The following is an 11,531-nucleotide window of genomic DNA, read 5'->3' as shown; positions in this document are numbered from 1 at the left end:
GGCCTCACCGAGCACGGCCGCGTCGTCGTCGAGAAGCCGTTCGGGCACGACCTCGCGTCGGCGCGGGCGCTCGCCGAGGAGCTGCACCGGTACGTCGACGAGTCGAGGTTGTTCCGCATCGACCACTACCTCGGGAAGATGGGCCTCGAGGAGATCCTCTACCTGCGGTTCGGGAACACGATGCTCGAGCCGGTGTGGAACCGCAACTACGTCGACAGCGTGCACATCACGATGGCCGAGGACTTCGGCGTCGCCGATCGCGGCCACTTCTACGACCCGGTCGGGGCGCTCCGCGACGTCGTGGTGAACCACCTCCTGCAGGTCCTCGCCGCCGTCGCGATGGAGGCGCCCGCCCGCGGCGACACGGAGACCATCAAGGACATGCAGACGTCGCTCTTCAAGTCGGTGTCGAGCGCCGACCCCGGCCGGGCGGTGCGCGGCCAGTTCGACGGCTACCTGGACATCCCGGGTGTCGCGGCGGGCTCGACGACCGAGACCTTCATCGCCCTCGAGCTCGGCATCGAGAACTGGCGGTGGGCGGGTGTGCCATTCTTCATCCGCACGGGCAAGCTGCTCCCGGTGACCGCCACCGAGGTGCGGCTCGTGTTCAAGCCGTCGCCCAACCTCGGGTTCGGGCTGCGCGACGGCGCAAGCACCACCGACCAGCTCGTGATGCGGCTCGATCCGTCGACCGGGCTGCGGCTCGTGCTCAACGCGCAGCGGGCGGATGCCCCGAAGCCGAGCTCGATCCACCTCGACATGGAGTTCGCGACCGAGGGCGGCGAGGGGCCGACGCCCTACGAAGTGCTGCTGCTCGCCGCCATCCGGGGCGTGCGCCCGCGGTTCAACCGCCAGGACACCGTCGAGGAGGCGTGGCGCATCATGCAGCCGCTGCTCGACGCGCCGTCGCCGGTGCATCCGTACGCGCCCGGATCGTGGGGGCCGGCGGAGGCCGACGCGCTCGTCGCCGACCACGGCGGCTGGCGCGACCCCTGGGTCTGAGTGGGAGGCGGCGACCATGCGAGTCAAGTCCGAGACGGTCAAGGGCGTGCAGGTGTTCGCCGTGGCGGGCACGAACACGGTCTCGTTCGGCATCCGCGCCACCGCCACCGCCCGGAAGGGGCTCCTCGGATTCGCGATCGAACGCGTCGACCGGGCGACCGGCGCCCGTCACTGGGTCGACGGCTACAAGGTGTTCCGCTCGGTCGTGCCGAATCCGACGCCCGCGACGAAGGTGTCGACGTACGACCATCCGATCCAGAGCCTCGTCTGGGACGACTTCGTCGCCGAGCCAGGCCACGCGTACGACTACGTCTTCCACCCGCTGAAGGGCACGCCGTCGGCGCTCGACCGCAGCGCGCCGCCGGTGACGGTCTCGGTCGACACCGAGCCGCTCCGCGCCGGCGACCATGACATCGTCTTCAATCGCGGGGTCACCTCGAGCCAGTTCTATGCCAACCGGTTCGGCAACCTGCCGCCCGACCGGCAGCCGACGCCCGAGAAGCGCGCCGAGGCGCTCGCCTGGCTGAGCCGCGACCTCGATGAGGCGATCATCGGCTTCATCGCGTCGGCGGAGCCGGGCGATGCGATCCGCGGATGCTTCTACGAGTTCCGCTTCCCGTCGGTGCTGGCCGCGCTGAAGGACGCGATCGACCGCGGCGTCGACGTGCGGGTGATCGTCGACCTCAAGGTCAACGAGCGCACGATCCAGCCCACCCCGAAGAACGGGCTGAAGACGCCGAAGTTCGAGCCGAGCAACCCGCGCGTCGAGAACCTGAAGGCGATCGAGGCCGCCGGCCTGCCCGACGAGGCGATCATCCCTCGGGTGGCGCGGCGCGACGACATCCAGCACAACAAGTTCATGGTGCTGCTCCGCGGCGCGGCACGCGCGCCCGTCGCCGTGTGGACCGGCTCCACGAACCTGACCGACGGCGGGATCTACGGGCAGGCGAACGTCGGGCACCAGGTGCGCGACGCGACGGTGGCCGCGCAGTTCCTGGCGTACTGGTCGATCCTCGCGCAGGACCCTGGCGCCGCGACCGATGCCAGGACGGACCCGATCAACGCCGCATTCCTGCAGGAGGTCGGCGCACTGACCCCGACGCCGACCTCGATCGCCGCGATTCCGCAGGGGACGACTCCGCTCTTCAGCCCGCGGGGCGACACGGCTCCCCTCGACCTCTACGTCCGGCTCCTCACGAAGGCGAGGCGTCTCTCGTGCGGCACGTTCGCGTTCGGCATCCCCCAGGACTTCCGACGGGCGATCAGCGCCAACGGCGTCGATGGCCCGCTGTGCTTCCTCCTCCTCGAGGAGAAGGACGACCCGCGGCCGACGAAGGCGAACCCCGGCCCCGTGGTGCGGCTCAACTCGCGGAACAACACCTACAAGGCGCAGGGCTCGGAGCTGCACACGACGCTCGGACGCTGGGTTGCCGAGACGAACAACTCGGCGATCAAGCTCAACCTGCACGTCACCTACATCCACCTGAAGTTCATCCTCCACGACCCGCTCGGCCCCGACCCCATCGTCGTGACGGGGTCGGCGAACTTCAGCTCCGCGTCGACGATCGAGAACGACGAGAACATGCTGCTCATCCGTGGCGACCGGCGGGTGGCCGACATCTACTTCACCGAGTTCAACCGGCTCTGGGGGCATTACCAGTACCGTTCCGTCGTCGAGGCGACCTCGCACCGGAAGCCGAAGCCCGGGCAACCGGCGCCCCACGACTACCAGGACCTGTGGGAGAACACCGACTGGCAGCAGGACTACCAGCCCGGCGACCTCCGGTCGAAGCGCGTCGACCAGTACGTGCGGATGGCGATCTGACGGCGTCGGGCTGACGGCGCCGCTCAGTAGAGTTGGCGCATGTCGGGTCGTGCCGCCGACGGCCGCTCGGTCGCCGAGAAGCTCTTCGCCATCGGCGACGCGTTCCAGGGCCGGGAGGACCTCTCGCTGAGCGAGATCGCGGGCCGTGCGAACCTTCCGCTCTCGACCGCGCATCGCCTGGTGGGCGAGTGGGTGGCGTGGGGGGGCCTCGTGCGCGGCGACGACGGGCGCTACCGGGTGGGCATGCGGGTCTGGCGGCTCGGCGTGCGCCAGCCGACGGCCATGCGGTTGCGGCGCATCGCGATGCCCTACCTCGAGGACCTGCTCGAGGCGACGACCGAGCACGTGCACCTGGCCGTGCGCGACGGACTCGGCGCGATCTACCTCGAGCGCCTGTCGGGCCCGGGTGCGGTGTCGGCGATCTCCGACGTCGGTTCGCGACTCCCGTTGCACGCCACGGGCGTGGGCCTCGTGCTGCTGGCCCACGCGCCCACTGAGGTCTTCGACGAGCTGCTCGCGTCGGATCGGCGCAAGTTCATGCCGAACACCCTCACCGAGGAGCGGGAGCTGCGACGGCGCATGGCGGAGATCCGGTCGTTCGGTCTCTCGACGTCGATCGAGGAGCTCACCGAGGGCGCGTTCTCGGTGGCGGCGCCCGTGCGGGATGCGACCGGCGAGGTCGTCGCGGCGGTGTCGATCATCGCGCATGTCGAGCGACTCCGGGAGCCGCAGTTCGCGCTCGGCGTGCGCATGGCGGCGCGCGGCATCTCGTCGGCGCTCGGCTACCGGCCGCAGGGCGAGTGAGCGACTTCTTCCACTGAGTGGAAGTCGCGATGCGGATGCCTCGGGCGCGATCCATGCTCGTCATGTTCTTCCCGACGACGTGAGAGGCATCCAGTGCGAACGTCCACCTCCGTGGCCATCATCGGCGCAGGCCCGGCCGGCCTGCTGCTGGGCCACCTCCTGGCGCAGGCCGACGTGCCGTTCGTCATCCTCGAGGCCCAGACGCGCGAGCACGTGCTCGGTCGCATCCGCGCCGGCGTGCTCGAGCAGGGGTCGGTCGACCTCCTCGCCGAGCACGGCCTCGACGCCGATCTCCGTGAGCGCGGCCTCACGCACCACGGCATCTACCTGCAGTTCGAGGGACAGCGGCACCACGTCGACTTCGTCGACCTCGTCGGGCGCACCGTCACGGTCTACGGCCAGCAGGCGCTGGTGAAGCACCTCCTCGCCGAGCACGACCGGCTCGGTTCGAACGTCGTCTTCGAGGCATCCGATGTCGAACCCGTGGGCGTGACCGGAGCGCGGCCCACCGTCATCTACACGAAGGACGGCGTGACCGAGGAGCTCGAGTGCGACTACGTCGTCGGCGCCGATGGCTACCACGGCGTCTGCCGCCGGAGCATCCCCGTCGGCGGACTCGAGGTCTTCGAGCGCTCGTACCCGTTCGGCTGGCTCGGCATCCTCGCCGACGTGCCGCCGTCGACCGACGACCTCATCTACGCCCTGCACCGCGACGGCTTCGGCATGCACTCGATGCGCTCGCTCGAGGTCTCGCGCCTCTACCTGCAGGTGGCGCCCGACGAGTCGATCGACGACTGGAGCGACGCCCGCATCTGGGACGCCCTGCAGCAACGCCTCGGCGTCGACGGCTGGCAGCTGAAGGAAGGGCCGATCACCGAGAAGTCGATCACCCCGATGCGGAGCTTCGTCGTGTCGACCATGCAGCACGGCCGCATGTTCCTCGCGGGCGACGCGGGCCACATCGTGCCGCCGACCGGCGCGAAGGGCCTCAACTCGGCGATCGCCGACGTGGCCCTGCTCGCCCGCGCCATCCTCGACCAGCGCGCCGGCGACGACACGGGGCTCGCCCGCTACAGCGACCGCGCCCTCGCGCGCCAGTGGAAGGTGCAGCACTTCTCGCAGTGGATGACCGAGATGCTGCACGTGCACCACGAGGTTCCGGATGCCTCGGCGCGCGCCTTCCGGTACCGCAGCCAGGTCGGCCAGCTCGAGTACGTCACCGGCTCCCGCGCCGCCTCCCAGAGCCTCGCCGAGCAGTACGCCGGCCTTCCCTTCACCACGGAGTGAGCATGCACCGACCCGTTCCCCAGCCCGAGCTGACCCAGCAGGCCATCGGCGACGAGATCACCGAGCGCCACCGCCACGAGCGCGACGCCGCGGCATCCGCCGGCACGCCGCTCGCCGCCCATCCGCGCCGCGACTTCGCGCCCTACCGCTCGACGACGCTGCGGCATCCCACCCATGAGCTCGTGCGCGCCGACCCCGAGGAGATCGAGCTCGTGTCGCCCGCGTTCGGGCACACCGACGTGTCGGCCGAGGAGGGCGACCTCACCATCCAGCATCGCGGCGAGCCGCTCGGCGAGCGGATCATCGTGACCGGGCGAGTGCTCGACGGCGACGGCCGGCCGGTGCGGAACCAGCTCATCGAGATCTGGCAGGCGAACGCCTCGGGCCGCTACGTGCACAAGCGCGACCAGCATCCGGCCCCGCTCGACCCGAACTTCACGGGCGTCGGCCGGGTGATCACGGGCGACGACGGCTCCTACCGCCTCACGACGATCAAGCCGGGCGCGTACCCGTGGAAGAACCACCGCAACGCCTGGCGGCCGGCGCACATCCACTTCTCGTTCTTCGGCACCGCGTTCACGCAGCGGCTCATCACCCAGATGTACTTCCCGGGCGACCCGCTCTTCGCGCTCGACCCGATCTACCAGTCGATCGTCGACCCCGCGGCCCGTGAGCGGCTCGTGGCCCGCTACGACCACGACGTGACCGAGCCCGAGTGGGCGCTCGGCTACCGCTGGGACGTCGTGCTCACCGGCCCGAAGTCGACCTGGATGGAGCCGGAGGACGCCGACCATGCCTGACCGCACCTCGCCCGAGGCGTTCGACGCGACCGACCTGCCGGGCGCCGAGCAGCACCCCGACGGGCACCGGGGATCGCTCGGCCAGACGCCGTCGCAGACCGTCGGCCCGTTCTTCGGCTACGCGCTCCCGTACGACGGCGGCTCCGACGTGCGGGCGGCGTGGCAGCCCGACGCGATCCGCCTGCACGGCACCGTGTTCGACGGTGCCGGCGACTCCGTGCCCGACGCCGTCATCGAGATCTGGGGCGCGGATGCCGCGGGCCGCCCGTCGACCGAACGCGGCGCGTTCGACCGCGACCAGCACGGCTTCGCCGGCTTCGGCCGTGCCGCGGTCGACCGCGACGGGCACTACTCGTTCACCACGATCAAGCCCGGGGCGACGCGCGACGGCTCGGCGCCCTACCTGCTCGTGGCGGTGTTCGCCCGCGGCGTGCTGCACCACCTCTTCACGCGGGCGTACTTCGGCGACGAGCCGGAGGCGAACGAGGTCGACCCGCTACTCACCCGCGTCGACGCGAGCCGCCGCGACACGCTCGTGGCAGTGGTGGACGCGCCGGGCTCCTACCGCTTCGACGTGCGCCTGCAGGGCGACGGCGAGACCGTGTTCCTCGACTACGGCACCGAGGTCTGACGAGGATGGTGGCATGACCGACTGGGGACTCATCGATCCGGGCGCCGCCGACGCGACGGCCACCGACGACGACGCGGTGCTCGCCGCGATGGTCGACGTCGAGCGCGCGCTGCTGCGCGCGTGGGGGAGCGTGCTCGACGAGTTCCTCGATCCGCAGGCCGACCGGCTCGACGCGGCCGCGCTCGATCGTGCGGCCCTCCGCGACGGCGTGGCGCGCGACGCGGTGCCCGTGGTCGCCCTCGTTCCCGCGCTCCGGGCGCAGCTCGAGGACGCGGGGCTCACCGCCGACCGCCTGCACCTCGGGGCGACCAGCCAGGACATCGTCGACACCGCCCTCATGCTCGTCTCGCGTGATGCGCTCGCCGCCGCACGCGGTTCGCTCGTCGAGTCCGGCCGCACGCTCGCCGTGCTCGCCGACGCCGAGCGGCAGAGCCCCCGCATCGCTCGCTCGCTCGCGCGCCACGCCGAGGCGAGCACGCTGGGGGTGCTCGCGGCGGGCTGGCTCGACGGCGTCAGCTCGGCGATCGCCGCGATCGACGGCGCGGGCTTCCCAGTCCAGTTCGGGGGTGCGGTGGGCACCGGCACCGCAGCGGATGCCGCGGCCGGGCGCGCGGGGGCCGCCGACGAGGTGCGCGGCGAACTCGCCGTCAGGCTGGGCCTCACCGATCCCGGTCGTGCCTGGCACACCGAGCGGACGCCCGTGCTCGGGGTCGCCGCGGCGGCCGCCACGGTCGTCGCCGCGCTGGGCCGCATCGCGGGCGACGTGATCCTGCTCTCGCGCGAGGAGTTCGGCGAGGTGCGCCTCGCGGGCGGCGGCGGCTCGTCGGCCATGCCGCACAAGCGCAACCCGGTCGACGCGGTCGCGATCACGGCGGCGGCCGTCGAGGCGCCCGCCCTGCTCCAGGTCGTCGCGAGCGCGGCGATCGCCGGCGACGAGCGATCCGCCGGGCGATGGCATGCCGAGTGGACGTCGCTCCGCCGGCTCGCGCGGCTCGCCCGTTCGGCCTCGGCCTCGGCATCCCGCCTCGTCGCCGGGCTCGAGTTCGATCGCGACCAGGCGGCGGCGATCCTCGCGGCGGCGGGCGCGGCAGGCGAGCGCCCCGATCGCGACGTGCTCGCCGCGGCATCCGACCGCATCGTCGACCACGCCGTGGCACGCTTCACCACACTCGCCGAAGGGGGCACCCGCCCATGACCGTTCCCCGCCTGCTGGGGTCCTTCGCTCCCGGCGCCGCTCCGGCGACCACGAATCCGCTGCTCGTGCTGCTGCCATCCCTCGGCACGACGACCGCGCTGTGGGACGGCGTCGTCGACGCACTCCGCGCCGACCCGCGCACCGCGGGCCTCCGCATCCTGCGCATCGACCTGCCCGGCCACGGCGCGAGCCCGGCCGCGGCCGAGCCCTTCACGATCGCCGAGCTCGCGGAGGGGGTGCTCGCCGTCGTCGACGAGGCGGGCGGCGGTTCGTTCCACGTCGCGGGCGTCTCGCTCGGCGGCGCGGCTGCGCTCGAGCTCGCGGTGGCCCACCCCGACCGGATCCTGGGCCTCGTCCTCAGCTGCAGCGGCGCGCGCATCGGCACACCTGACGGCTGGGCCGAGCGCGCGGCATCCGTGCGGGCGAGCGGCACCGCCTCGCTCGTCACCGGGAGCGCCGCTCGCTGGTTCGCGCCGGGATTCCTCGACCGCGACGCCGGCGGCTCGGGCGCGCGCGCCCTCGCCGCGCTCGTCGACATCGACGACGAGTCGTACGCGTGCTGCACCGACGCGCTCGCCGGTTTCGACCGCACCGGCGACCTCGGGGCGCTCGCCGCGCCCACCCTCGCGATCAGCGGCGAGCACGACACCGTGACGACCCCGGCCTCGATGCAGGACCTCGCCGACGACATCCCCGGCGCGCGGCATGTCGCCCTCGACGGCGCGTCGCACCTCGCCGTGCTCGAGGAGCCCGCGAGCGCCGCCGAGCTCATCGCCGAGCATCTCGACGCCGTCGAGCGGGTGGACGCGGCATCCGTCGCCCGTGAACGCGGCATGCGCGTGCGTCGTGGGGTGCTCGGCGACGCGCACGTCGACCGCGCCATCGCGGGCACCACCCCCGAGACGGCGGCGTTCCAGGACTTCGCCACCCGCACCGCCTGGGGCGACATCTGGGCGCGGCCCGGGCTCTCGCGTCGCGAGCGGTCGATCGCCACGCTGGCCAGCCTCACGACCGGCGGACACGCCACCGAGATCGCGATGCACGTGCGAGCCGCGCTGCGCAACGGCCTCACGCGCGACGAGATCGCGGAGGTGCTGCTGCACACCGCGCTCTACGCCGGGCTGCCCGCGTCGAACGAGGCGCTCGCGATCATGCGCGACGTGTTCGCCGAGCAGGACGCCACGACCACCCGCGAGACGAACGACTGAGCCCGGAGCATCCATGGACAAGACCTTCGCGACCGCCGACGAGGCCGTCGCCGACATCCCCTCGGGCGCATCGCTCGCCGTCGGCGGCTTCGGCCTGTCGGGCGTGCCGATCACGATCATCCGCGCGCTGCTCGCCCGCGGCGTGGGCGACCTCGAGGTCGTCTCGAACAACTGCGGCGTCGACGGATGGGGGCTCGGCGAACTGCTCGCCGCCGGACGCATCCGCAAGGTCATCGCCAGCTACATCGGCGAGAACAAGGAGTTCGCCCGGCAGTACCTCTCGGGCGAGGTCGAGGTCGAGCTGACCCCGCAGGGCACGCTGGCCGAGCGCCTGCGTGCCGGTGGCGTCGGCATCCCGGCGTTCTACACGGCGACGGGCGCCGGCACCGCGGTGTCCGAGGGCGGGATGCCGCTGCGCTACGCCCCCGACGGCAGCGTCGCGCTCACCAGCGCGCCGAAGGAGCTGCGCCCGTTCGACACGTTCGGCGCCCCTCGCGAGTACGTGCTCGAGCAGGCCATCCGGGCCGACTACGGGCTCGTGCGCGCCGCCGTCGGCGACCGGCACGGCAATCTGCGGTTCGAGAAGTCGACCCGCAACTTCAACCCGCTCGCCGGCATGGCGGGCCGCATCACGATCGCCGAGGTCGACGAGCTCGTCGAGCCGGGCGTGCTCGGCCCCGACGACATCCACCTGCCGGGCATCTACGTCGACCGGGTGATCGTGCTGACGGCGGAGCAGTCGGCCGACCTGCCGATCGAGAAGGTCACCGTGCGGCCCCGGCCCGCGGCATCCGGAACCGCCACCGACCAGGCCGAGGAGGCCCGCTGATGCCGCTGACCCGCGACGAGATGGCCGCCCGCGCCGCCCGCGAGCTCGAGGACGGCACCTACGTGAACCTCGGCATCGGCCTGCCCACGCTCATCCCGAACCACCTGCCCGAGGGCGTCGAGGTGGTGCTGCACTCCGAGAACGGCATCCTCGGCGTCGGCCCCTACCCGTGGGAGGGGGAGGAGGATCCGAAGCTCATCAACGCCGGCAAGGAGACCGTGACGGTACTGCCCGGCGCGGCGTACTTCGACTCGGCGGCGAGCTTCGGCATGATCCGCGGCGGACGCATCACGACGGCAGTGCTCGGGGCCATGCAGGTCTCGATGCACGGCGACATCGCCAACTGGGCGGTGCCCGGCAAGATGGTGAAGGGCATGGGCGGCGCGATGGACCTCGTGAACGGGGCCGAGCACGTCATCGTCGTCATGGAGCACGTCGCGAAGGACGGCTCGGCGAAGATCGTCGAGCAGTGCACGTTGCCGCTCACCGGCAAGGCCTGCGTCGACCGCATCATCACCGACCTCGCCGTGCTCGACGTGACGGCCGACGGGCTCGTGCTCGTCGAGCTGGCCCCCGGCGTGACGATCGATCAGGTGACGGATGCCACGGGCGCGCCGTTCATTGTGTCGCCGACGCTCGGCGCGGCCGCCTGATGGCCGAGCTGCGCGAGGCCGTCGTGTGCGCGCCGCTGCGCACCCCCGTCGGCCGGATGGGCGGCGCCCTCGCGACCGTGCCGGCACTCGAGCTCGCGACGACGGTGCTCACGGCACTGCTCGAGCGGACCGGCCTCGATCCGGCGGCGATCGATGGCGTGATTGCCGCACAGGGCTACCCGACCATGGAGGCCCCGGCGATCGGCCGGGTCGCCGCACTCGACGCCGGCTTCCCCGTCGAGACGACCGGATACCAGCTCGACCGTCGCTGCGGCTCGGGCCTGCAGGCCGTGCTCAACGCCGCGATGGAGGTGCAGACCGGCATCAGCGAGGCCGTCGTCGCGCTCGGGGTCGAGTCGATGTCGAACGCGCCGCTCTACACCGTCGAGGGCCGCCGTGGCGTGACCGGCGCCGGGCTCTTTCTGCACGACGCCCTGTCGCGCGGACGCGAGACGGTGGGCGGACGGCGGTTCCCGACGCCCGACGGCAACGTCGGCTCGGCCGAGCTGCTGCGCGCCGACTACGGCATCTCCCGCGAGGCGCAGGACGCGTTCGCGCTGCGCTCGCACCAGCGGGCGGTCGCCGCCCAGGAGTCGGGGGCGTTCGACGCCGAGCTCGTGCCCATCGAGGTGGCCGGGCGGCGGGGGAGCGTCGTCGTCGACCGCGACGAGCACCCGCGCGCCGACACGACCCTCGAGGCGCTGGCCGGCCTCAGGCCGATCCTGGGGCGCACCGATCCCGACGCGACGGTCACCGCCGGCAACTCGAGCGGCCAGAACGATGCGGCGGCCGCGTGCATCGTGACGACGCCTGCTCGCGCTCGCGAACTCGGGCTGACCCCGATGCTCCGGCTCGTGTCGTGGGCGGTGGCCGGCAACGACCCGCTGCGCTTCGGCGTGGCGCCCGTGCCCGCGGCGAACCTCGCGCTCCAGCGCGCCGGCATCCGCTTCGCCGATCTCGACCTCATCGAGCTCAACGAGGCGTTCGCCGTGCAGGTGCTCGCCTGCCTCGCTGACTGGGGCCTCGACGCCGAGGACCCGCGGCTGAACCCGCGGGGGAGCGGCATCTCGATCGGCCATCCGATCGGCGCCACCGGCATCCGCATGCTCGCGACGCTCGCCCACGAGCTGCCCGCCCTCGACGGCGACCTCGCCCTCGAGACGATGTGCATCGGCGGCGGTCAGGCGCTCGCGGCCGTGTTCGCCCGGGCCTGACGCATCGCAGCTCTCCGCTGGGCGACGCCCGCCGTCCGTCCTCGCCGCCCGCACCCTCGAGGTGACGCGAATCGACCTCCGCG

11 protein-coding genes are annotated in these 11,531 nt (G+C 72.5%); all 11 read left to right on the top strand.

The features are described from left to right. A partial coding sequence (locus AC1DY2_RS07765) for a glucose-6-phosphate dehydrogenase (protein ID WP_476761894.1) occupies nucleotides 1-1,002 on the top strand: 1,002 nt, incomplete at its 5' end. Between the two features lie 16 nt (nucleotides 1,003-1,018). Next, nucleotides 1,019-2,827 carry a phospholipase D-like domain-containing protein gene (locus AC1DY2_RS07760; RefSeq protein ID WP_476761893.1) on the top strand — a complete coding sequence of 603 codons (1,809 nt, stop codon included), beginning with the start codon at nucleotides 1,019-1,021 and terminating at the stop codon, nucleotides 2,825-2,827. 39 nt (nucleotides 2,828-2,866) lie between these two features. After that, complete coding sequence (locus AC1DY2_RS07755; protein ID WP_476761892.1) at nucleotides 2,867-3,631, top strand: IclR family transcriptional regulator; 765 nt, start codon at nucleotides 2,867-2,869, stop codon at nucleotides 3,629-3,631. A 93-nt stretch (nucleotides 3,632-3,724) separates the two neighbouring features. Continuing rightward, complete coding sequence (locus tag AC1DY2_RS07750; protein WP_476761891.1) at nucleotides 3,725-4,918, top strand: 4-hydroxybenzoate 3-monooxygenase; 1,194 nt, start codon at nucleotides 3,725-3,727, stop codon at nucleotides 4,916-4,918. Nucleotides 4,919-4,920: 2 nt separating this feature from the next. Then, the gene (pcaH, locus tag AC1DY2_RS07745; RefSeq protein WP_476761890.1) at nucleotides 4,921-5,718 is read left to right on the top strand and encodes a protocatechuate 3,4-dioxygenase subunit beta; all 798 of its coding nucleotides are present in this window, start codon (nucleotides 4,921-4,923) and stop codon (nucleotides 5,716-5,718) included. Continuing rightward, nucleotides 5,711-6,349, top strand: a complete 639-nt coding sequence (pcaG, locus tag AC1DY2_RS07740) for a protocatechuate 3,4-dioxygenase subunit alpha (protein WP_476761889.1) — start codon at nucleotides 5,711-5,713, stop codon at nucleotides 6,347-6,349. The genes pcaH and pcaG overlap by 8 nt, the downstream gene beginning before the upstream one ends. Before the next feature lie 13 nt (nucleotides 6,350-6,362). Then, complete coding sequence (locus tag AC1DY2_RS07735; protein WP_476761888.1) at nucleotides 6,363-7,544, top strand: lyase family protein; 1,182 nt, start codon at nucleotides 6,363-6,365, stop codon at nucleotides 7,542-7,544. Beyond that, entirely contained in the window at nucleotides 7,541-8,752 is a 1,212-nt protein-coding gene (gene pcaDC, locus AC1DY2_RS07730) for a bifunctional 3-oxoadipate enol-lactonase/4-carboxymuconolactone decarboxylase PcaDC (protein ID WP_476761887.1), read from the top strand. Before AC1DY2_RS07735 ends, pcaDC begins: the two co-directional genes overlap by 4 nt. A gap of 13 nt (nucleotides 8,753-8,765) precedes the next feature. Further along, nucleotides 8,766-9,581, top strand: coding sequence for a CoA transferase subunit A (locus AC1DY2_RS07725; RefSeq protein WP_476761886.1), 816 nt, complete (start codon nucleotides 8,766-8,768; stop codon nucleotides 9,579-9,581). After that, complete coding sequence (locus AC1DY2_RS07720) at nucleotides 9,581-10,234, top strand: CoA transferase subunit B (RefSeq protein ID WP_476761885.1); 654 nt, start codon at nucleotides 9,581-9,583, stop codon at nucleotides 10,232-10,234. Before AC1DY2_RS07725 ends, AC1DY2_RS07720 begins: the two co-directional genes overlap by 1 nt. After that, the gene (locus AC1DY2_RS07715) at nucleotides 10,234-11,448 is read left to right on the top strand and encodes an acetyl-CoA C-acetyltransferase (RefSeq protein ID WP_476761884.1); all 1,215 of its coding nucleotides are present in this window, start codon (nucleotides 10,234-10,236) and stop codon (nucleotides 11,446-11,448) included. Before AC1DY2_RS07720 ends, AC1DY2_RS07715 begins: the two co-directional genes overlap by 1 nt. The last annotated feature ends 83 nt before the right edge of the window (nucleotides 11,449-11,531 follow it).

It is taken from the genome of Agromyces sp. P1_H4, from assembly GCF_056405255.1.
The sequence above is the reverse complement of the archived record's forward strand: the minus strand, read 5'-3'. Positions and strand labels throughout refer to the sequence as shown.

Excerpts from the sequence above, each read along its gene's own strand:
- AC1DY2_RS07715 (WP_476761884.1), top strand. The coding sequence starts at position 10,234 with ATGGCCGAGCTGCGCGAGGCCGTCGTGTGCGCGCCGCTGCGCACCCCC.
- AC1DY2_RS07720 (WP_476761885.1), top strand. The coding sequence starts at position 9,581 with ATGCCGCTGACCCGCGACGAGATGGCCGCCCGCGCCGCCCGCGAGCTC.
- pcaG (WP_476761889.1), top strand. The coding sequence starts at position 5,711 with ATGCCTGACCGCACCTCGCCCGAGGCGTTCGACGCGACCGACCTGCCG.
- AC1DY2_RS07760 (WP_476761893.1), top strand. The coding sequence starts at position 1,019 with ATGCGAGTCAAGTCCGAGACGGTCAAGGGCGTGCAGGTGTTCGCCGTG.
- AC1DY2_RS07735 (WP_476761888.1), top strand. The coding sequence starts at position 6,363 with ATGACCGACTGGGGACTCATCGATCCGGGCGCCGCCGACGCGACGGCC.
- AC1DY2_RS07725 (WP_476761886.1), top strand. The coding sequence starts at position 8,766 with ATGGACAAGACCTTCGCGACCGCCGACGAGGCCGTCGCCGACATCCCC.
- pcaDC (WP_476761887.1), top strand. The coding sequence starts at position 7,541 with ATGACCGTTCCCCGCCTGCTGGGGTCCTTCGCTCCCGGCGCCGCTCCG.
- AC1DY2_RS07755 (WP_476761892.1), top strand. The coding sequence starts at position 2,867 with ATGTCGGGTCGTGCCGCCGACGGCCGCTCGGTCGCCGAGAAGCTCTTC.
- pcaH (WP_476761890.1), top strand. The coding sequence starts at position 4,921 with ATGCACCGACCCGTTCCCCAGCCCGAGCTGACCCAGCAGGCCATCGGC.